The organism is Membranihabitans maritimus, from assembly GCF_021729145.1.
Taxonomy (GTDB): Bacteria; Bacteroidota; Bacteroidia; order Chitinophagales; family Saprospiraceae; genus Membranihabitans; species Membranihabitans maritimus.
Window position 1 is genome coordinate 246,569 of sequence record NZ_JAJSLW010000008.1, and the last position, 23,375, is coordinate 269,943.

Annotated in this window: 16 protein-coding genes; 13 read left to right on the forward strand and 3 right to left on the reverse strand. The window is 40.6% G+C overall.

What is annotated here, in order from left to right:
* Positions 1 to 115: 115 nt before the first annotated feature.
* The 5 genes from LVD47_RS11745 (at position 116) to LVD47_RS11765 (ending at position 8,569) form a co-directional block, all read left to right on the forward strand.
* Entirely contained in the window at positions 116 to 925 is an 810-nt protein-coding gene (locus LVD47_RS11745; RefSeq protein WP_236976145.1) for a hypothetical protein, read from the forward strand.
* Positions 926 to 1,448: 523 nt separating this feature from the next.
* Positions 1,449 to 4,016, forward strand: a complete 2,568-nt coding sequence (locus tag LVD47_RS11750; protein ID WP_236976149.1) for a phosphocholine-specific phospholipase C — start codon at positions 1,449 to 1,451, stop codon at positions 4,014 to 4,016.
* Positions 4,017 to 4,434: 418 nt separating this feature from the next.
* Positions 4,435 to 6,375, forward strand: a complete 1,941-nt coding sequence (locus LVD47_RS11755; protein ID WP_236976151.1) for an ATP-binding protein — start codon at positions 4,435 to 4,437, stop codon at positions 6,373 to 6,375.
* Positions 6,372 to 7,007 carry a LuxR C-terminal-related transcriptional regulator gene (locus tag LVD47_RS11760; protein ID WP_236976153.1) on the forward strand — a complete coding sequence of 212 codons (636 nt, stop codon included), beginning with the start codon at positions 6,372 to 6,374 and terminating at the stop codon, positions 7,005 to 7,007. Before LVD47_RS11755 ends, LVD47_RS11760 begins: the two co-directional genes overlap by 4 nt.
* A gap of 53 nt (positions 7,008 to 7,060) precedes the next feature.
* On the forward strand, positions 7,061 to 8,569 hold the full coding sequence (locus LVD47_RS11765) for a sulfatase (RefSeq protein WP_236976155.1): 1,509 nt from the start codon (positions 7,061 to 7,063) through the stop codon (positions 8,567 to 8,569).
* Between the two features lie 71 nt (positions 8,570 to 8,640).
* Here LVD47_RS11765 and LVD47_RS11770 read toward each other — a convergent pair whose 3' ends face one another.
* On the reverse strand, positions 8,641 to 9,540 hold the full coding sequence (locus LVD47_RS11770; protein WP_236976157.1) for an AraC family transcriptional regulator: 900 nt from the start codon (positions 9,538 to 9,540) through the stop codon (positions 8,641 to 8,643).
* A 271-nt stretch (positions 9,541 to 9,811) separates the two neighbouring features.
* Here LVD47_RS11770 and LVD47_RS11775 point away from each other — a divergent pair, with 271 nt between their 5' ends.
* The 8 genes from LVD47_RS11775 (at position 9,812) to LVD47_RS11810 (ending at position 21,304) form a co-directional block, all read left to right on the forward strand.
* Positions 9,812 to 12,967, forward strand: coding sequence for a SusC/RagA family TonB-linked outer membrane protein (locus LVD47_RS11775; RefSeq protein WP_236976158.1), 3,156 nt, complete (start codon positions 9,812 to 9,814; stop codon positions 12,965 to 12,967).
* Between the two features lie 5 nt (positions 12,968 to 12,972).
* Positions 12,973 to 14,796, forward strand: coding sequence for a RagB/SusD family nutrient uptake outer membrane protein (locus LVD47_RS11780; protein ID WP_236976160.1), 1,824 nt, complete (start codon positions 12,973 to 12,975; stop codon positions 14,794 to 14,796).
* A gap of 18 nt (positions 14,797 to 14,814) precedes the next feature.
* Positions 14,815 to 15,492 carry a DUF3823 domain-containing protein gene (locus LVD47_RS11785; RefSeq protein WP_236976162.1) on the forward strand — a complete coding sequence of 226 codons (678 nt, stop codon included), beginning with the start codon at positions 14,815 to 14,817 and terminating at the stop codon, positions 15,490 to 15,492.
* A gap of 492 nt (positions 15,493 to 15,984) precedes the next feature.
* Positions 15,985 to 17,430 carry a sulfatase family protein gene (locus LVD47_RS11790; RefSeq protein ID WP_236976164.1) on the forward strand — a complete coding sequence of 482 codons (1,446 nt, stop codon included), beginning with the start codon at positions 15,985 to 15,987 and terminating at the stop codon, positions 17,428 to 17,430.
* A gap of 19 nt (positions 17,431 to 17,449) precedes the next feature.
* Positions 17,450 to 18,994: a sulfatase-like hydrolase/transferase gene (locus tag LVD47_RS11795; protein WP_236976166.1), complete on the forward strand. Its 1,545-nt coding sequence runs from the start codon at positions 17,450 to 17,452 to the stop codon at positions 18,992 to 18,994.
* 101 nt (positions 18,995 to 19,095) lie between these two features.
* A complete protein-coding gene (locus LVD47_RS11800) occupies positions 19,096 to 19,785 on the forward strand; it encodes a sulfatase-like hydrolase/transferase (RefSeq protein WP_236976168.1) in 690 nt (229 codons plus the stop codon).
* A 99-nt stretch (positions 19,786 to 19,884) separates the two neighbouring features.
* The gene (locus LVD47_RS11805) at positions 19,885 to 20,109 is read left to right on the forward strand and encodes a hypothetical protein (protein WP_236976170.1); all 225 of its coding nucleotides are present in this window, start codon (positions 19,885 to 19,887) and stop codon (positions 20,107 to 20,109) included.
* A 115-nt stretch (positions 20,110 to 20,224) separates the two neighbouring features.
* Positions 20,225 to 21,304, forward strand: a complete 1,080-nt coding sequence (locus LVD47_RS11810) for a family 43 glycosylhydrolase (protein WP_369427781.1) — start codon at positions 20,225 to 20,227, stop codon at positions 21,302 to 21,304.
* 418 nt (positions 21,305 to 21,722) lie between these two features.
* Here LVD47_RS11810 and tnpA read toward each other — a convergent pair whose 3' ends face one another.
* Positions 21,723 to 22,169, reverse strand: a complete 447-nt coding sequence (gene tnpA, locus LVD47_RS11815; protein WP_236976173.1) for an IS200/IS605 family transposase — start codon at positions 22,167 to 22,169, stop codon at positions 21,723 to 21,725.
* Positions 22,170 to 22,785: 616 nt separating this feature from the next.
* Positions 22,786 to 23,232, reverse strand: coding sequence for a transposase (locus LVD47_RS11820; protein ID WP_236976177.1), 447 nt, complete (start codon positions 23,230 to 23,232; stop codon positions 22,786 to 22,788).
* Between the last annotated feature and the right edge of the window lie 143 nt (positions 23,233 to 23,375).

A 23,375-nucleotide genomic window follows, 5' to 3' on the forward strand; every position in this document is an offset into this window, starting at 1 on the left:
GTTTTTTAGAAGTTCAAGTCATGGTTTTTCAAATTCTACCTTTTGGGGTGATAAAATGTCTTTTGAGTGGGAATAGCTTTGTCTCAATTCCTTAATAAACTAAATTAAAAATACTATGAAAATCAAAATGGGTCTTGTGCTGATCTTATTTGTAAGTTATTCTCAGTTTTGTTTTTCTCAAAGTGGAGAATGGACATATTACAATAGCACCTATTATAAAGGATACCATAAAACGTATCAAAAAGGGGATCATAAACCATCACATTCATGGAAATGGAGTTCGTGGAAAACAAGTTGCTGCACTCAATTTTATTATTACACAAAAAATGGAAAAATAGAAGACAAAATATTATGTGGGGATGTCAGGGATTTCTATTCAGAATTGAAAAAATGGAAGGACTTAAAATACGGGTATCGACAGGGTTGGAAAAATATTCAAAAAGTGGTACATCAGTGTAAGGATAACCACCATGGGAATGAAAAATATGCTTCCGGAGGAAATAGAAAATACCAGTTTCAGCATAAAAATGACTATTCAAAAGATAAAAGCAACAATAAGACCTATGGAAAAGGTAGGAGTGATAATAAAGATGGATATAATAATAAAGCTTGGTATAAATATTATGGGAAAGGTAATGTGATATTTACCAAAGAGTATAATTATGAGGGAAGTTACAAAGCAAAGCCAAACGGTAGTTTTGATTATAGAAGACTGGGATTTTATCCGCAGTCAATTATAGTTAGTCGTTCTGGAAGATACGTTGTGGTAAATTACAGGGACCAATATCGCCGGGAAAAAAGTTTCGTTGTGAAAAACGATATTCCTGATTTGAAATCTTATATGACAAAAAACCTCAAACTGGGATCAGAATATAAATATGAGCCTTACAAGGCGATTACAAAAGTGACTGTTATGCAAAACTAGATCGGTATTAGCATATTGAAATGATTCTATTACAGGAAGTATAATTATTATCACATATTACATGTAAGACCTATAAATATTGGCTACGATTGATGGGAAGTAATTCACTTTCCATCAACTTTGGAAGAATTTGTCGACTGACGATCCCAAAGATTTTCAAATTTGAGGATAAATGAAAGTTATGACACAGCGCATCCGGTAGCTATTGTTCCATTTGGAAACACTTTCTGACGGCACAAAATGCTATTATCCAAAAAAAAAGGGGATGATTAAATGGTAACCAACTGCTTGATGTCCTGTAGTCAATATTTTACCATTCTGTATTTCATGCGGGCATTATGGTCTTTTCGCTGGTAAGGGCACCGTAGCGGTTACCTTCGACCTTTGGTGTAAAGAAGGTTGAATGCCTTTGTGAAAAACTGGGTGTATTTTTGAATTAAATTTAAACTCAATCTTCTGGTATTTTTTGGTAGGTTATGGTATTTTAGTCGATACTTTTTTAAACTATCTACATAACCAAAGAATGGATACCAGAAGATCATTTCTCAAAAAATCTGCTTTATTATCAGGGTCTGCAGCACTTTCAGGTGTTTTGCCACCCGCTATCCAAAAAGCATTATCGATTAACCCCTCCAAAGGTAGTTCTTATCTGGATGCAGAGCACATAGTAGTGTTAATGCAGGAAAACAGGTCTTTTGACCATGCTTTTGGATGTCTCAAAGGCGTTCGGGGATTTAATGATCCAAGAGCCATCAGGTTACCGAATAAGAACCGGGTTTGGCTTCAAACTAATTCAAAGGGTCATACCTACGCTCCCTTTCGTCTGGATTTAAAAAATACAAAATCTACATGGATGAGTTCATTGCCCCATAGTTGGGAAAATATGGTAGATGCTCGTAATGAGGGTAAATACGATAAATGGTTGGAGGCAAAAAAATCCGGAAATAAAGAGTATTCTGACATGCCTCTTACTCTGGGGTATTATAATCGTGAAGATTTACCCTTTTATTACGCCCTTGCAGATGCATTTACTGTTTGCGATCATAATTTTTGTTCTTCCCTTACGGGTACCACAGCGAATAGGCACTTTTTGTGGACTGGGACGATACGGGAAAAACAGGATCCGGATTCCAAAGCGAATGTTCATAATTCAGACGTTACCTACAATAGATGGGCTAGTTGGAAAACGTTCCCCGAACGGTTGGAAGAAAATGATATTTCATGGAGAATTTACCAGAATGAGCTCAGTTTGCCAATGGGGTTTGAAGGAGAGGAAGAAGCCTGGTTAGCTAATTTTACAGATAACAACATGGAGTGGTTTTCTCAGTATCACGTTATGTTTTCTGAAGGTTTTCATGCATACCTGGATCAATTGTTGGAATCTCTTCCTAAGGAAATAAAAGAATTAAAAGACCGAATACAAAATCTATCTCCCACAAGTGGAAAATACAAAGAATGGCAGCAAGAAATTGAAGAAAGAGAACAAACATTAGCAGAGGCAAAAGAGAATAAAATTAAGTATCATCCTTCAAAATTTAAGGGGCTGCCAAAGTTTGAACAGAATTTACATAAGAAAGCTTTTACCACAAACCAGGAAGATCCTTTTTATCATACAATAGAATCCTTTACGTACAATGATAATGGAATTGATCGTGAAATGAAATTGCCAAAAGGGGATGTCTTTCACCAGTTCAGATCTGATGTTGAAAAAGGAAATCTTCCTGAGGTCTCCTGGTTGTGTGCCCCTAAGAATTTTTCAGACCATCCAAGTGCTCCGTGGTATGGAGCTTGGTACATCTCAGAAGTAATGGATATTTTAACTAAAAATCCGGAGGTATGGAAAAAAACTATTTTTATCGTTACCTATGACGAAAACGATGGTTATTTTGACCATGTACCTCCCTTTGTGCCCCCACATCCCTCAGGTAAGAACACAGGTAAAATCAGTCATAATATTCATACCGGAATTGACTTTGCCAATGAAAAAGACGAGGTGGAAAGACACAATGGGGATCGTACAAAAGCGCGTTTTGGACCGGTAGGACTGGGATTTCGCGTCCCTCTTTTAGTGGTTTCCCCATGGAGTCGCGGTGGATATGTGAATTCCCAGGTTTGTGATCATACATCTATTTTGCAATTAATGGAAAATGTAATGAGTTACAAGAAGGGGAAAAAAGTCCGTGAAGATAATATCAGTGAATGGAGACGAATGATTTGTGGAGACCTTTCTTCTGCCTTCAGACCGTATAATGGTGAAAAAATTTCCCTTCCGGAATCTACGAATCGGGAAGAATTTGTTCAAACCATACACCGGGCTCAGTTCAGGGATCTGCCGGATGGTTTTGTTGAATTGAGTGACAGGGAAATAGCGCAAATAAATGAAGATCCGAATTCATCAAATAGAATGCCTAGGCAAGAAAAGGGAATTAAAAACAGTAATGTCCTGCCTTATGAACTCTATGTAAACGGGGGACTTAGTCCTGATAATGAGTTTTTCGAACTTCGATTAAAATCAGGCGATAAAGTTTTTGGTGATAAGAGTTCGGGCGCTCCTTTTACAGTATACGCTCCGGGTAGTTATTTAAATGAAGAATCCGGAAATTTTGAGTCTGTGAAAGTTTGGAATTATGCAGTAGACGCCGGAGACGAATTGAACGACCAATTTGCATTAAATCATTTTGAGAATGGGATATATCATTTGGAAGTATACGGCCCCAATGGATTTTTTAGATCGTTTAATGGGAGTACAAAAGATCCTAATCTCGCTATTGAATGTAGTTATAAAGTAAAAAGTAATTCAAAGAAAGAGACTACCGGAATGTTGGAATTGACATTTATTTCAGGTGGAAATACACAGCCATTTGAAATAAGTATAGAAGATCAATCTTACGGGCAATCTTCTCGTGTGTTTCAATTAGGGGGACATAAAGGAGAAAGGGAAATCGTTCAAATTAATGTGGATGATAATTATGGGTGGTATGATTTTGAGTTAAAAGTAACAGGATCTAAAGAATTTTGTTACAGGTATGCAGGAAAAGTAGAAACCGGTAAGGCCCAAAAAACAGACCCTTTAATGGGAGGAATGGCCTAATTTGGAATCAATTATAAAATACTTTATATTTCAATGGTCTTAATCTTTCAGACTGATTCCGGTAAATCAAAGTAATTAGGATTAGGTTTACTTGATAATAGGAAAGTGGAGAATGACCAGAGGATTCATTTGAACTTTAGTAGGAAGTGATTACTGCTTTTCTGTGGCAAAGAATGAATGAAATACCGGTACCTTGAAGAGGGAAGCTGAAATCACCAATGTTTATCCTTTTACAGTTACTGGATCAATTCACTTAGACGGGGGCCGAATATAAACCTCGTGTGACGCATAGGAACTTGTCAGGGTAAATCTTGTATTTGCTATTTCTTATCCTTTAGAAAGGGCATTATATTGGATTAACATTTTTATTCTTTTTTCAGAAATCGATAAAATCGCTTTTATTACTTACTTTCGAATCATGGCGAAAATTGGTAATATATTGCGAATTTTTATTGTATTGTTGGTTGTGCTTTCCACTGAAGTTCAAGGATATGTGCAAGGGGTACAGGTCGACTCTGTCTACTTTGACAAAAAGCTAAGGAAACTGGATAGTCTGACGCGGATAGACTTTACCCGTGCGCTGGAACTTGGAAAAGAAATTGTATCGGAGGCTGGAGAAAATGGTCTGGAAGAAATAGAGATTCGCGCGAAAATAGGTCTTGCCCGAATTTATGTGATAAAAGGAGAGTTGGATTCCGCCAAAATACTTCAAAGGGAAGCCTTCCTGGGAATTGATACTTTAAACGATTTGAGGGAATATGCGGATTACCTGGATTTGCAGGGAAATATTAACACAATGACAGGACAGACCGGACTTGCATTGGAAAATTACCAAAAGGCTTATACGATAAATAAATCACTGGAAAGGAAAGCGCCGATCGTTAAAGAACTGGCCAATATTGCCGCCGTTCTTATGCACCAGGAAGAATATGAAAGGTCAATACCTTATATTGAAGAAGCGACAAAATTGGCGTTTGATCAGGGACAATGGGGAAACTATGCCAGCTTGCTTGTTAACCATGCGATTTCTTTAAAACACATGCAGGATACTTCTGCTGCATACCAGAAGTTGAAAGCAGCCGAAAAATATGTAGAAAACACCAATATCCATTTGAAATATGCCTTCCACGCCAATATGGTAGACTTTAGTGGAATTTACAACAGGCCTGGAGATATGTTAATCCATGCCCGGGAAATGTTGGAAATAGCTGAGTTAATGAAGTCGCAGGAAAAAATAGCCTATTCGTATAGCGGTTTTAGTAAATATTATTCTATGATTGGTAATTATGGACTTTCTGAAAATTACCTGGTTAAAGCCATTGATATTTATGAAGAGGTAGAAGAAAAAAATAGATTAGTTAACCTGTATGAATCAGCCGCTGAGCTGTACAGCAAAATTGGTGAATATCAAAAAGCATTTGGCTTTCAGGGAAAAGGATATTCCTTGAAACAGGAAATACAGAATGAAAATACTAAAAACCGGATACTGGAACTGGAAACCAACTTTGAATTGCAGCGCCAGAAGGCTCTTAACCTGGAGAAGGAATTGGAATTATCCAATACAAGAAATGAATTGGAGTCCAGGACAAACTGGTTGTATCTTAGTTTAGGAGGGTTCTTGATATCTCTGGTTATCGGAGGACTGATTATTAGTAACTACAGGAGGAAAAAAGCATTACAAGACCGTGTTTTACAGCAAAAAGAAGCAGAACAAAAGGTATTGCTTTTGCAGGAGTACAGCGCAGGCGAGGAAAAAGAACGGATGCGAATTTCCAGGGAGTTACACGATAACATTGGTGGATTACTAGCAGCTGCCAAATTGCATATTTCCGCGATGGGTACCGATACTGAAAACGGAATAATAGAACCGTATGGAAAAATTTCGGAGATCGTAGAAAAAGCACACCAGGAAGCAAGGACAATAAGCCACAGATTGGCTCCGATCAAATTGGAACAATCCGGGTTGGATGGTGCTTTAGCGTATTTTTGTAACCTCGTTAGTCAAAAAGATCAAATAGAAATCATTTTTGAAAGCAGTGGGAATATAGATGCTTTGGATAGTTCGGATGCCCTCGTTATATACAGGGCGGTTCAGGAATTGGTCATAAATGCTATAAAACACGCAGAATGTGATGAGATCCTCGTCCAGGTATTTAGGCATGGCAGCGATTGTGAAGTAATTGTGGAAGATAATGGAAAGGGGTTTGATATAAAAGGTGTCCGGACACAAGGGATTGGCCTGCAAAACATAGAAAACCAGATATCTCTATTAAATGGAATAGTGAATATTGACGCTGATGAAGGACTGGGTACAACAATTTCATTATTTTGTCCCGGGTTATTTAAGGAAGAATTATGATACGGATTACTGCATTGGACGATCATCCTTTTATCCTGGAAGGGTACCAGGCTATTTTGCATGGGAATGAGAAAATGGTATGGTGTGGTGGATTTACCTCCGGGGAAGATCTTCTTGATCACCTGAAAGAAGAATCTTGTGATGTAATTCTCATGGATATCCATTTGGGAGGTGAAAAAGATGGAGTCTACTGGTGTAAAAATTTACGTCGATCATTTCCCGAAATGGGGATATTGGGAATATCAACGTTTGATGAATTTGGGATTGTAAAGACCTTCCTGGCTGCAGGAGGAAATGGTTTTATTCTGAAATCTGCTGGTAAGAAAGTTTTTGAGGAAGCCATTTTATCTGTTTATCAGGGTAAGGAATATATACAGGAAAAATTGAAGGAGTCGCTATTGGCCCAATCCCTGAAAAATAAACCATCTAATGAATATAAACCCAGACTTAGCAGGAGGGAGACGGAAATATTAAAACTGATTGTAGCTGAAATGACTACTCAGGAAATAGCTACGGAGCTTAATCTTAGCACCCATACCGTAGAATCCCACCGTGGAAACCTGATCGCCAAATTAGGGGTGAAAAATGTAGCAGGACTGGTGCGGGAAGCTTACCGCAAAGATTTGCTGTAATGATATACATATATTTTCTTTTAGAAATAGAAGTTGTTTAACTTTTCAAAGCTATGGAGTACAGGATATTGTTAAAAATTTCATGTTGGATATTGGTTTTTTTACCTGGTTATATGCAGTCGCAGGAGCTTGTAAAGCCCGGGCCAAACGTATTACTCATTCTCGTCGATGATTTGCGCCCGGCATTGGGATGTTACGGGGATGGCACTGCAATATCTCCCAATATCAATGCACTGGCTTCTGAAAGCATGCGCTTTGACCGGGGGTATGCCAATCAATCCGTATGTGCACCATCGAGGATTAACCTAATGCTGGGGAGTCGATCAACTTCCACAGGCATTTATGGATTCGGTAAGGATTTCAGGGACTACTATCCGGATGCTGTTACCCTTCCAGAGTACTTCAAAAAAAGTGGATATCATTCTGAGTCTATGGGCAAGGTATTTCACATTGGTCACGGTACTTACAATGACGGACAATCGTGGAGTGTCCCACACCATTCGGATAAAGTGATCGAATATAAAAATCCGGAAAGTACAGGTGGGGAGTTGACCCGGGAAGAAGCGCTTTTTAATAATGAAAGTTGGGAGTTCGCCAGATCTTTGCCCAAAGGGGCAGCCTGGGAGTCACCCGATGTGGATGACGAAGACTACGCAGACGGACGAACTGCTGAATATGCTATTGGAAGATTACGTGTATTGGGGAAAAAGGACAAACCTTTTTTTATGGCTGTGGGTTTTGCCAGACCTCATTTACCGTTTTCAGTACCGAAGAAATATTGGGACCTATATGATGCGGATCACCTTCCTATGCCGGCTTTTGAGAAACCTCCTGAGGGGGCACCGGGCTATGCAGTCAAACGCGACGGGGAGATCGTTCAGTACAAACCCATTCCGCAGTCTTCTGATTCAGACCCTTTTCCAGAGGAAATAAAGCGAAATTTGATTCACGGCTATTACGCAGGAATTAGTTATGTAGATGTCCAGATCGGAAAAGTAATGAAGGAATTGGAGCGCCTGGGTCTGGATGAAAATACGATTGTCGTTCTTTGGGGGGATCATGGGTTTCACCTCGGCGAAATGGGTATATGGACCAAACATGTCAATTATGAGGCGGCGAATCGAATACCGCTTTTAATAAAGGTTCCGGAAGCAATACTGAAAGATTTCAAAGCAGGGGAAAATACGGATCAGTTTGCCGAGACCGTGGATATCTATCCCACTTTGACAGAATTGGCCGGATTAGAAGAAGTGGACATAACCCAACCTTTTGACGGGAAGAGCCTGGTGCCTGCCCTGGTGAATCCACTTGACGGTGACCGGGATCATGCCTATCACTGCTATCCGCGTGGTGGTCGAATGGGGCGCGCCATTCGCACCGAAAGATATCGACTGGTAGAGTGGAAGAAGATTGGTGAGGCTTCGGAGACGGCCGAAATGGAACTTTATGACTATAAAGACAGCGAGGTAGAGAAAAGGAATATTTCGGATGAAAATCCGGAAGTGGTGGCAAGGTTACGCGCTATATTGAATCAATATCCGGAGGCGCTTACAGGACGATGAAAGGTAATGAAGAGCTACAATGTCTAAGCTTATGTCAGTAGCTTGTAGTTATTACATTACATATTCCTCCATCACACCTGATGATACGAATCATGTGCGATTTTATGGTATTCATCGCGGTACTGCCGGGGTTGTTGTCCGGTAACTTTCTTGAATTGCTTGTTGAAATTGGAAGGGGTATGGAAACCACTTTCATACCCCACCCGGTCGATGTTCATCTCGCCTTCTTTGAGGAGTTTGCAGGCGTGTTCTATTCTTATTTCTTTGAGAAAGTCCGAGAAGGACTTATTTAATCGCGATTTAAAGTAACGGCTAAAGGAAGTTTTGGTCATGCAGGCGATATCGGCTACTTCTTCCAGCTTTATTTTTTCGTGAAAATGATCCATTACGAATTCATATACTTTATTCATTCGTTGGGTTTCGATTTCTGTATTATAGGATATGGAGTGGGTTTGTGTAATAATGTGACATTCATCGGACTCAGCTAGCGTATTTAATATTTTGAGCAGTTGAATAATGCTTTCCGTACCTTTGAGTGAAAGTAATTCAACCATTAACCGACACACCTTTTTCTTGGTTCTTCCGGTTATCTCTAATCCTTGTTGGGAATGTTTAAGTAGATGTTTAATCCCTTCAAATTCTTCTTTTGTCTGAATAGTCCTGCCGAGAAAATTATCCTGAAAATATAGGACAATTACTGTAGTGCTCAATGTACTGTTTTTTTCGAAATAAGCCTTATGGCTTCTCCAGACATGGGGTAGGTTGGGACCTAATAATACCAGGTCATTGGCCTTGAAGGGTTTTACATTATCTCCTACAAAACGGTTTCCTTCCCCCTGTACCACGTATGATATTTGAAATTCGGGGTGAAGGTGGAAAATAGGATCAAAATGAGGAGCGTGTATTTCTTTGATGAGAAACGATTTTGAGTCCGGAATAAGGGCCTTGGGTATGACATGTCGTTGTTTCATTCGTATTAATTTCAAATATGGTGTTCTTAAATAGGTATAATATTATCAAAAATTAAATAAAAAAAATTTATTATGGATATAATATGACTACAATGTGATAAAATAAGGCAGAATTATCAATTTGCAGTACATTACCTTTGCTTCTACAGCTTACTATAAATCTGATTTATAAAAATTATATAATTCACTGGGACTTTTCTTTTTGACTCTTTAAAAAAGAAGTCAGGGTGATGACATTGAAATTTTAATTAACATAAAAAACCAATGGAATATGGTACTTACAATGCTGCGATGCGTTTGTGTCGCCACGATTCTTATTTTCCTGACCAATTTGGTTGGGGCTACAGTTTTGACTTTGGAAGGGTTTGGTAGGAATACGCTACCTATGGAAGTAGATATATCTGGTAGCGTTTTAGATAAAGAAGGAAATCCCCTGGTGGGGGTAAATGTTTTGGTAAAAGATACAGAGAAAGGAGCAGTAACTGATTTTGATGGGAACTTCACAATAGAGAATGTAGCAGAAGACGCTATTTTGGTGTTTTCCTATGTAGGTTATGAACCACAAGAAATCCAGGTCGAAGGCAGAACTGAGGTTTCTGTCGTCTTGACCGAGGATTCTGAAACGTTGGAGGAAGTAGTGGTGATAGGGTATGGGACGGCTAAAAAAGAATCTTTAACAGGTGCTATAACTACCTTAAATTCGGATAATATCCAACGGTCTGTAGCTTCGACTACTTCCGGTGCTTTGGTAGGGAAGATAGCCGGATTAAATTCCCGGCAAACTGATGGGAGGCCAGGGGCATCCACTGCACTTCAGATTAGGAATATGGGGAATCCTTTATTCGTAATTGACGGAATACAAAAGGATGCCGGCCAGTTTAATAATCTGGATTTTAATGATATCGAGTCTATTTCTGTATTGAAAGATGCTTCTGCAGCGATATATGGTGTTCGCGCAGCCAATGGAGTGGTGGTAGTCACTACAAAAAAAGGAAGACAAAACACTAAAAATACAATTAGTGTGACCAGTAAATATGGCTTCCAAAACCTATCTACTTTTCCGAAGCCGGCAGACGCAGCTACCTATGTGGAAAAATATATACAATCGGAAACCATTCAAGGGGTCGGTAATTACAAATATTCCCGTGAAGATCTCGAGAAATGGCGACAGGGAACAGAGCAAGGCTATAGGCCATTTAACTGGTATGATTTTGTATGGGAGGCAGCTCCACAGTATTATCTCAACGTCAACGCGTCGGGTGGATCGGATAAAATCAACTATTACTTCAGTGCCGGACATCTCAACCAGGATGCCATGATCGTAAATTATGGGGGATTTAACCGGACCAACGTGCAAATGAATATAGAATCTCAGGTCTCTGACCGTTTGAAATTAGGAGCCGGCCTTAATGGCCGGGTGGAGAAGCGGGTGAATCCAGGTGTGCCTGGAGGGGATGATTATTGGTTGCCCCGCTTCGCTACATACCGAAATCTGCCTACCGTACGGCCTTTCGCCAATGATAATCCCGATTATCCTACCTTGACTTCTACGGACCCGGGAACGAATTTTGCCTGGTTAACCTATGATTTATCCGGCAAGTGGCAGGAAACCTGGCGGGTTGGTCAATTGAATTTTGATGCGGAATACGAGCTGTTAGACGGACTTAAAATTTCAGCTTTGATGGGATATTACTATGCAGCCCAGCGCCTGGACAATCACGAATATACTTATAAGTTATACGGTTATGATGAAGACTCTGATACGTATCCCGTTATTTTTGAGAATAACAATCCATGGCGTGAGCGGAGAGTCGGCCATGTAGAAGAGGTGACCTCTAATGTCAGGTTGACCTATAACAAGGTAATTGACAACCACACGCTTTCGCTTCTGGGGGGAGTGGAAACCATTACACGAGATGAACCCACTACCTGGATACATTCTATTCCAACAGCCAATGCGTTGAATTTGATCGATTATGAAACAGCGGATACCTATGATGATGTAGGGGATAATACGCAAGCCCGGCTTGGGTACATGGGGAGGATCAACTATGATTATGGTAATAAATATCTTTTAGAATTGGCGGCACGCTACGACGGATCCTGGAAATTTCCCCCCAGTGACCGTTGGGGATTTTTCCCATCGGTATCACTTGGATGGAGAATTTCTGAAGAAAATTTCTGGGAAAATGGCGGATTGGCAGAGGTTGTTGATGACCTTAAGGTAAGAGGTTCTTACGGCATTTTAGGAGATGATGATTTGGGGGATAGTTATGCTCCGTTTGATTATTTAAGCGGTTACAATTATAAATCAGGCGGATCTGTAATTAATGGAGAATATACGATCGGAACAGCTCCAAGGGGATTACCCGTTACCACTTTATCGTGGATAGAAGCGGAAATGTTGGATGTAGGTGTGGATATGAGCTTTTTGGATTACAGGTTAACCGCTACAATAGATTTTTTTAGAAGAATTCGAACAGGCTTGCCGGCTTCCAGGTATGATGTATTGTTGCCTTCCGAGGTCGGGTTTAGTCTGCCACTGGAAAACCTGAATTCAGATGTGCATATAGGGTATGATGCATCCATTAACTGGCGTGAGACCAGAGGGGAGTTGAATTATTCTATAGGGGGTAATATTACCTATTCCCGTTTTTATGACTGGGATCGCTATAAACCCAGGTTTAGCAATTCCTGGGACGAATACCGCGGTTCATTAGAGCGGAGATACGGTTATCTCAATTGGGGGTTGGAAACCGATGGACAATTTACGAGTTGGGAAGAAATTGCTTCATGGCCAATTGATAATGATCGGCAAGGTAACAAGACGCTTCGTCCCGGTGATATCAAATATGTCGATCAAAATGGGGATGGCGTAATAAACGGATTGGATGAACGTCCGATTGGTTACCGTCAAAATTCGACACCGGTCCTCAATTTTGGATTGAATGTTAGCTTTTTATGGAAAGGGATCGATTTGGCATTTGACCTGACAGGCGGGGCCATGTACTCCTGGTATCAGAACTGGGAGCAGCGAAACCCTTTCCATGACGGTGGGAATAATCCCCAGTATTACTTGGATGATGCATGGGGTTTGTCGGATATCTTTGATGCGGAAAGTGAATTGGTCCCCGGTAAATATCCTACCCCATTGATAGGGAACAGTGGGCATAGTAATTACTGGAATAGTGATTTTTGGAAGCACAATGTCAGATATATCAAATTGCGCAACCTGGCTTTGGGATATTCGCTTCCCGATCAATTATTGTCGCAATGGTCGATTACCAGTGTCCGTATTTCTTTTTCAGGCCAGAATTTATGGACTTTGACCAATCTCATTGGGATTGACCCGGAAGGCGATGCCGACAATGGATTGGGATATCCTACCATGACGATATACAATTTTGGTTTAAACCTAAAATTTTAATAACCATGAAAAACTACATATATATTATTTTGCCAATATTGGTTGTTTTGTTTGGTGGCTGTTCTGATATACTTGAACAGGAACCGGATCAGATCCTTACAGGTAACCAGGTCTTTAGCGATGAAGTAATTATACAATCTGTGCTGGCCAACTATTATGGCAGAGTAACCTGGGGACAGCATACTAATGATTCTTATTCTTATACGGTACTGGATGAAGCTGGAAAATGCGATGGTGGTCCGGACTTGTTACAAACGTATTCGGATGACCAATGGAGAGTGTATGATTATACCTTGATCCGAAACATCAATCAATTCTTGCAAGGATTACGTGAAACACCTATACTCGATGAAGATTCAAGACAGGCCTATGAAGGAGAAGTGCGATTTCTCAGGGCCTGGGTATATTTTAATATGTGTAAAGGGTTGGGTGGAATGCCTATTGTTGGAGATGACGTTTTTGAATATACAGGAGGTACGGATATTTCTACCTTGCAGTATCCGAGATCTACAGAGGCAGAATTGTATGATTATATAATTTCTGAATGTAATGCTATAGTGGATTTTTTACCCGAAGAACCGTCAATTAATGCCGCCAGGGCTACCAAATGGGCGGCATATATGTTGAAAGCCAGGGCGGCTGTCTATGCCGGCTCCATCGCGAATTACAATAACAAAATGCCCAATCCCATACGGACGGAAGGAGGGGAAGTCGGCATTCCGGCCGAAAGGGCGGATGAATATTATCAACAGGCCCACTCTGCAGCACAGGAAGTGATTAATAGTGGAAAATACCAGTTGAATATGTCTGATCCGGATGACCTGAAAAGGAATTTTTATGAGGCACTAAGTATCAAGGAGAACAACCTGGAAGTTATTTGGGCTCGTGATTACATATATCCCGGGCAAACAGTAGGTTTTACGAGGGTCAATATACCGGCATCCCATGCCGAAGATATCGACCGAGCGTACGCCGGTCCGATCCTCAATTTGGTAGAAGATTTCGAGTATGCGGACAATAGGGATGGAACCATCCGGACGAGGGATGCACAAGGCAATTATATATTTTATGATAGCCCTGAAGATGCATTTGAGAATAAAGATGCTCGATTGGGAGGTTCAATAATATATCCGGGAGCTGAATTCAAAGGTAGTAAAGTGGTGCTCCAGGCGGGGCAAAAATATTTGGAAAATGGGCAATGGAAAGAAAGGACCGGGCAACCTGGAGATCGTGGGGATGATAAAGATTTGATTACTTCTGTAAACGGTCCGACGACTTCAAATCAACAATTCATAAATAAAACCGGGTTTTTCTTTCGAAAATTTATGGATGAAACAGGGGGTGCTTCAACCCGGGGACGAAATAGTGAAATGTGGTTTCCCAGGTTTAGGTTTGCCGAAGCGTTGATGATTGCATGTGAGGCCACTTTTGAATTGGGACAAAAGGAGCAAGCCCTGGATTATATTAATCAAATCAGGTCCCGTGCAGGGATTCAGGAATTAGAGGCTTTGACATTTGAGGATATTGTCAGGGAAAACCGGGTCGAATTTGCCTTCGAAGATCACCGGTATTGGGATTTGAAACGTTGGAGACTGGCTCATGAAGTATGGAATGGGGTACAGAATGACCCCGAAGCACAGCAATTTGCTTTGTTCCCGTATTTAGTAAATGCTCCAGGAAGCCCAAATGACGGGAAGTGGGTATTTGATAAACAACCGTTTAGTAATTCCCCGAATCCCAGGCATTTCCAACTGAGGCACTATTACAACTTTCTGGATCAGGGATGGATCAATAACAATCCAAAGCTTGTGAGAAATCCTTTTCAATAATTGAAAATAAATATAATCATGAAAAATAATATATATATCCTTTGGTTCGCTGGACTATTTTTCACAATAAGCTGTGGACTTGATAATTACGATGAACCCGGATCCCAATTGTTCGGTCAAATAACGTATGAAGGCGAATCTATCGGTCTGAGGGGTACGGGAGAGGCAGTTCAGTTACAATTGTATCAGGATGGGTATGAATTGGATGCCCCTATTCCGGTATTTGTTAAACAAGACGGATCTTTCGAAGCTACTTTATTCGACGGGGAGTATAAATTGGTTACCCGCGACCAGAATGGTCCATGGGTTAATGACAGAGATACTATGTTGGTTACCGTAAATGGAAGTGCTGAAGTAAATTTGGAAGTTACACCTTATTTTATGCTTTCTGAGGTCGATATTTCTCTGGAAGGTAAGAATGAAGTAACTGCTACTTTTACCATAGATCAAATTGCAGAAGTTGCTAATGCCGAATATGCCATGGTATTGCTGGGTAAAACCGCCTTTGTTGATGACGTGGTCTATATAGGCCGTCAGGATTTGAGCGCTCCGCAGGTAGGAAATGAACTGGAATTGTCTATGGATGTATCCGGAATTGCAGAAGTGGAGGCTAACGGGGCGTTGTTTGCAAGAGTAGGAGTAAGGCCCGTAGGTGCGGATCAGGCCATCTATTCAGATGTTGTCCGGGTTCGATAGAGGGTATGCATCGGTTCAGTGAGATATTAATAATATTTATATTTACATCAGAAATTTTTATATAAAATACATTTTTTTAAAATCAAATTATGGACCAAATAAGATAAGTTAGATTAAACTGTGTTCGACGAATAGTAAAAGGTAGCTTCCTGATTTTTTATCCCGATAAAGCAAAAGAAGGGAACGTAGTAGGTGCACCGTCTCAATCCAGTATGAGAACTTGCATTTGGGAATTACCCCTTTGAAAACAGCAATCTTCTTCTTAAAAGGAGCTCTAAATATCCATTATATATTGGCCCCTTTTAGTCGATCATCACTATTCGCATGTGCTCAGACTCCTTAAAATTCTTCGGACTTCGGTTAGATTAATTAAGACATCAGGTATTTTGATTTATGTTTCACATTTAGTATATAGGATCATTCTTGTCTGAAATCAAATTTATTCTTTGTTCCTAAATAGGTAAATTTTATCAAGCTCTAAATTAGTAGCATATGAGAGCCAGGTTTTTGTATAATTTGATTATTAATATGGTTATGGTCATTGTTCTTCGTGGTCAAACTGTTTCTTCGGAAGGCCTTGTTAATGTTGTTTTGTTTGTTGCGGATGACCTGGGGGCACATGATATCGGTCCTTATGGTAACGTAGTAGTGAGAACACCCAATCTGGATCACCTGGCTTCAAGATCGATGCTGTTTTCCAATGCATTTGCAGCATCTCCTACCTGTTCTCCTTCACGTGCAGCTCTTCTCACTGGGTTAATGCCTTTTCGAAATGGTGCCCATGCCAATCATACTGGTATCAGGGATGGAATACCTACATTGCCCTTTTTAATGCAACAAATGGGGTATAAGACCGCTATCGCCGGAAAATATCATATTGGCCCGAAAGAGGCTTATCCCTTTGAAATGATTCACCACACCAATGTACAGGAACCGGGATATGAGGGAAAAGGAGTTCTTTGGACGGATCTCAATATGCGACCGGTGGAAGAGTGGCTTGCCGATGTATCTATAGGGGACAGTCCTTTCCTTTTGATCGTCAATGACCATAGCCCGCATGTAATTTGGCCTGAATCGACTGATTATGATCCTTCCGCAATAAATGTTCCGGAAAGACATATTGACACCAGGGAAACCCGGGAATCCAGAGCAAGATATTATACAGACATTACAAAGATGGATCGAAATGTAGGACGATTATTAAATGCTTTGGAGGCTAATGCACTGGATGATAATACGGTTGTCATATTTACATCCGACCAGGGTCCCCAATGGGCTTTCGGAAAATGGAACCTATATGACTACGGCGTTAAAGTACCCCTTTTGGTACGGTGGCCGGAAGTAAGTGAAGAAAGAAGTACCTCAGCTGCCCTGGTTTCTCTTATTGATGTTTTGCCCACCGTGGTTGAAATAGCGGGGGGTGTAGTCCCCGGAAACCCTTCGGACATTGATGGGAAAAGCTTTTTATCTATTTTGAAGAAAGGTGGAGAAAGTCATCGTGAAGAAGTATTTGCTTCTCACACCGGTGACGGCACTATGAACCGGTCTCCGATGCGAATGATCAGAACCCGAAAATATAAATATATCTTAAACCTGGCTCCGGAAATAGAATATACCACTCATATGGACAAATCGAAAAATCACGACGGAGGGAGGCAATATTGGGATTCGTGGGTGGATCAATCGTTTGAAACAAAACATGCTGCGTGGGTCCTCTGGCGTTATCATAATCGCCCAGATGAAGAATTATATGATATTGAAAATGATCCGGGTGAAACCCGAAATCTTGCCGCAAATATTCATTATTCGGAAATTTTAAAATCCTTTCGCAGTCAGATGAATACCTGGAGGAAAACACAAGAGGATAGTGAAACCGGGCCTTATGATGCTTCAAAAATCAAAACCCGTAAACAGTCGATTCCGTACATTTTTGAATAAACTAGTAATATTTTAATTTATGAAAATTATGGAGGAGCAAAAGATTGACAATATTGTTGCAAGACAGAAAGACGAGGATGCCATTATAATTGGCCTGGGAAGTTGGAAATATCGTTTTATCGAATGGGTATTCATTAAATTAGTATCTGTTTTCCGAATTTCAATGCTAATAACACTGTGCTTCTTTAGCCTGAATATTTGCTCGGGGCAATCGACTAATATTTTATTTGTGTTTATCGATGATATGGGGTACGGAGATCTCGGATGTTATGGGAACCCGGAAGTCCGCACACCCCATATTGATTTACTGGCGGATGAAGGAATTCGGTTCAATCAATTTTATGTGAATTCTCCCATTTGCTCCCCTTCCAGAACTGCTGTGATCACAGGCCATTATCCTTCCCGTTGGGGAATAACTTCGTATATCTCATCGCGGGAACAAAATAAATCAAGGGGGATTCGTGACTATCTCGACCTTAAAGCACCATCTATTGGAAGGAGTTTCCAAAAGGCAGGTTATTACACCGCACATATCGGAAAATGGCACCTCGGAGGGGGACGGGATGTAGCGGATGTTCCCCTGATTGAAGAATACGGTTTTGATGAGTCAGTGACGCAGTTTGAAGGATTGGGAGAGCGGTACTTAGCTACTTATGAGACTCTTAATCATTTAAAAGATAGTACGAGAGGATTGGAAAAAATGTCTGCAGATCTGGGAAGGGGGGAAGTTCACTGGGAAAAGAGGGAAAATTTTACCCGTGTTTTTGTCGATCGTACCATTGTAGCCATAGAAAATGCCAGAAGGGAAAGCAAACCTTTTTACATAAATCTTTGGCCGGATGATATCCATACACCGTTGGAGCCTCCGGCTTCGCTCAGGGGGGACCTTTCCGTTAAATCCCGATTCCTGGGCGTGATGGAAGAAATGGATCGGCAAATGGGGCGTCTTTTTAAATACATTAGAAATGAGCCAGACCTTGCCAATAATACGCTTATTGTATTTACCAGTGACAATGGCCCTGATAAAAATGTAAATAAAGCGGGAGATTTAAAAGGTTATAAAACCCAACTTTATGAGGGAGGAATAAAAGAACCGTTTATTGTTTGGTGGCCGGGTGTAATTTCGAAAGACAAGCGGGGAACTATTAACAAGAATTCAGTAATTGCAGGTGTTGACCTACCTCTTACTTTTATGCAGGTTGGAAGTGTTGATCCTCCCAAAGGCATTTCTTATGACGGAGAAAATATGTTCGATGTCATATCAGGAGAATCAACCAGATCCAGGTGGAAGCCGTTGTTTTGGATCCGTCCACCGGACCGTCCTGGGTATGATGGAGATAATGACCCTGACCTGGCGATTCGGAAAGGAGATTTTAAATTATTGATGGATGTTGATGGTTCCAATATGCAGTTATATAATATATCCGAGGATCCGGGTGAAAGCAGTAACCTGGCCACGACTGATCCTGAGATTGCGGATGAACTCAGACAAGAATTACTGCATTGGTATGTTGACTATCCGCATGATATAGATAAAAGTATTTATAAAAAAGGAACAAAATAAATGTATCGATAAAATCTACCCTAAAATGAATACTAAAAAGCAACATATTCGATTTTTCTTGCCTCTTTTGTTTTTTCTGTATTTTATTAGTAGTAAATCGCATGGCCTACAAAGGGGAATCGGCAATTCCGAAAAGCCCAATATTATTCTTATTATGTCTGACGATATGGGAGTATTCAGACCTGGGATGTTATGGTGGAGAAGTCAACACGCCTAATCTGGATGCGTTGACGGAAAACGGACTAAGTTTTTCCCAATTTTACAATACTGCAAGATGTTGTCCCACAAGGGCCTCGCTACTTACGGGATTGTATCCTCACCAGGCGGGTATGGGATGGATGACCGGAGTAAATATTGATACGGATCTCCAACCGTACCAGGGAGATCTCAGTAGAAATGTTGTCACTATTGCGGAAGTGGCGAAAAGCGCCGGCTATTCTACAATGATGACAGGTAAATGGCATGTTACTGCCAATGTCAGGGATGATGGTCCGAAACACAATTGGCCGCTTCAGAGAGGTTTTGACAGGTATTATGGTACGATACAAGGAGCGGGGAATTATTATGACCCGGCTACTTTTTGTCGGGGTAATAAACTAATTACTCCTTTGGTTGATGGGAGTTATCCTTCCGAAAACTATTACTATACCAATGCTATTTCTGATGAAGGTGTCCGATTTGTAAATGAACGGGATACGTCCGCCCTTTTTTATGTATATGGCTTATACTGCTGCCCACTGGCCCATGCAGGCACCTCCGGAAGAAATAGCAAAATACAAAGGTGTATATGATGTAGGGTGGGAGGTTATAAGGGAACAAAGACTCAACCGCCTCAAACAATTGGGGTTGGTTGATCCGAATCTTGAATTATCACCCCTGGATTCACATTCATGGCAAGACGAACCGGACCGGAAAACAAAAGCGGGAAGATTTCAAACGGGATAGCGTCTTGTGCTGGGAGCATGAAACCAACAGGGCAGTACGGAAGGGGAGATGGAGACTGGAATCCAAAGGGTAATTACAGGATGGTTCGTAGGGAAAATGGAAAGGTTATTCGATGGGGGATTGGGAATTGTATGATATGGAAAAGGATAGGAGTGAATTGCACAAAGTAAAGGATCAATATCCAGAAATAGTTGAGGAACTCAAGAAAATATGGAATGGGTATGCCCTTAGGACAGGCGTTGTGCCACAACCCTGGAACGATACAAATTGATAATATAAAATAGGGTGAAGTTGAGCAAAATATTTTTGACTATTGCAGTAGTGATGTTGATCGTTGGAAGGTCTATGGGACAAACAGCGTTGCAATCCGGCGGGACTTGGCAAGGAGAGACTTTTACCAATCCGGTATTTGAACCCATCCTGGCGGATCCAACTGTAATAAAGGATCCGAAGTCCGGACTTTTTTATGTTTATGGTACACAGGATGATTGGGGAGATGGTATGGGAAGCAGGCTTATACCCGTATTGAAGTCGGAAAACCTGGTTGACTGGGAGGTTGTGGGAGAAGCTTTTGAGACAAAACCTGCCTGGAAAGAAAGAGGAGGTTTGTGGGCTCCCGATGCAAATTACATAAATGGGAAATATTATCTCTATTATGCTTATTCCGTATGGGGCGATGCCAATCCTGGTATAGGTGTGGCGGTCGCTACAAATCCCGATGGTCCCTTTACCGATAAGGGGAAGATCTTTACCAGTGAAGAATCGGGTGTCCCCAATTCAATTGATCCGTTTTATTGGGAAGAGAATGGCCGGAAGTATTTGTTCTGGGGAAGTTATAGTAGTGCTCCTTCTCAGGGTACTTATGGCGTGCCTATGGCAGGTGACGGATTATCGGTGCTGGACCTCTCCCGAAAGTTTAAAATAGCAGCGGGAGATTTTGAAGGGGTAATGATCCATAAGAGGAAAGGTTACTATTACTTCTTTGGATCCAAGGGCAATTGCTGTGAAGGTGCCAGAACCAAATACCATGTAATGGTGGCCCGTTCCGAAAGTTTGAAAGGGCCTTACTTGGACAGGGAAGGGAACCCAATTGCTGAGAGGGGAAACGGCACATTATTTATAGAAGGCAACTATGTTTTTGTGGGGCCGGGTCACAATGCGCGATTGATTACTGATGATATGGATATGGATTGGTTTGTGTATCACGGTATTGACAAGAATCAGGGAAAAGTAAGGAGTGGGGCAACGCGGCGTATGTTGATGCTGGATCCGGTAGTATGGAAAGACGGTTGGCCGGAAATCAGGGGGAATACACCGGGTACTTCGTCTCAAAGTGCACCGGTGTTTGAAGGGAGTAAGAGGTAGGGGACTTGATTTCTGAAGTGTTCAACTCCTTCGGAGTTGGGTAGCCGGAGTGCTTTAATCCCCGGGTTTCACCCGGAGTTATTGAAGTTGAACTCCTTCGGAGTTTTTCAGGTCATATTGTCTGGCATTTGTGCAATGTAATTTTCATATGGAAGAGTACGAAATTCATCTACCTGAATCGCGAAGATTCTTCTGATTGCTCGGTAATTTCGGAAGGTTGAACCTTCATAACCCGCTCCATATACCTAGGCAGGCAAGTTGGGCCTGTAAGGGTATGCAGTGTTGGGAATGAAATGTTAGGAAAGGAAGCAACCCCGAATGGGGTTGAACATAAATAACCCCGCATGCCATGCGGGGAATGAAATGCCAGAAATAGAAATCAACCCTGAAGGGGTTGAACAATCTTTAGTAAGTGAGACTATAGTAAGTACTTCTCATTAAATTCTACCTGGTGCTCATTCAGGAGAGTGGTTAATTCCTCTTTATAAGTAAAGCGTTTGTGATGATCTTGTTGGTGTTTAACGTACCTGATTAGTCGTTCTTTTTCTTTAATAGAATAGGTAAATGCCCCGTATCCCTCTTGCCAACCGGAGAAATCGAGAAATATGCGGTTCTTTTTTATATAGTCATTACTCCCAAGTTTAATGTCTTTTATCAGGGAGGATACAGCAACGGTTGGATGTATGTGCGTCACTATATGTATATGATCCTCTACACCATTGATACAATACAAATGACATTTTTTGTTTTTCAAAATGCCCCAAATATCTTTGAAAAGTAAATCTCTGCTTTCTTCCAGTAAAGTTGGGTTTCTATGCTTGGTACTAAAGACTATTTGGTAAAGAATTTGGGTGTAAGTACTCATAATTTATAAAGTTGTTTTAGGTTTCGATATGTTTTAAGTATATGACCTACAGCGGATTAAATATACGGATTTATGAAAGAATAATGTTTTATGTGGTTGAATTTTTACCACACCTTGGTAATAACATGGATTTTGTTCTTTGTTCAACTCCTTCGGAGTTGGGTTCCGGAGCGCTTTAATCCCCGGGTTTCCACCCGGAGTTATTGAAGTTGAACTCCTTCGGAGTTTTTCAAAAACGTGTAGATTGCCACCAGATAGATAGGGATAGGTTATTGTGATTGCCTTCATTCTTCTACGGACAGAAGCCTTTTAATCTTTTGCAGTTACTAATAATTCAGTTTTGGACTTTAACTTGCATCGAAAACTTGGAGCCTTTAATACCATTTAGTCCATAGAAATTTATATAATGTTTGTGAGGCTATGAAATACCAAAGATAGCTAACGGAGGTGGGCAACCCAATTGGGGTTGAACATAAGTAACTTCGGGTCTTCACCCGAAGTTACGAAGACTAAAGCACTCAATCCTGGAAGGATTGAACCCTCATAACCCCGTATGAAATGCGGGGTATGAATGCCGGATAAAGTCAACCCTGGAGGGGTTGAACAATCTTAGAATCTAAAGTAAATACTTCTCGTCAAATTCTATATTATGTTCATTTAGTAGAGCGATTAATTCCTCTTTATAAGTAAAATGCTTGTGATGATCTTGTTGGTTTTTAACGTATCTAATGAGTCGTTCTTTTTCATTAATTGAATAAGTGAATGTCCCGTATCCCTCTTGCCAACCGGAGAAATCGAGAAATATGCGGTTCTTTTTTATATAGTCATTACTCCCAAGTATAATGTCTTTTATCAGGGAGGATACAGCAACGATTGGATGTATGTGCGTTACTATACGTATATGATCCTCTGCACCATTGATACAATACAAATGACATTTTTTATTCTTCAAAATACCCCAAATATCTTTGAAAAGTAAATCTCTGCTTTCTTCCAGTAAAGTTGGGTTTCTATGCTTGGTACTAAAGACTATTTGGTAAAGAATTTGGGTGTAAGTACTCATAATTTATAAAGTTGTTTTAGGTTCCGATATGTTTTAAGTATATGACCTACAATGGATTAGATATACGGATTTATGAAAGAATAATGTTTTATGTGGTTGAATTTTTACCACAACTTAGTAATAACATGGATTTTGTTCTTTGT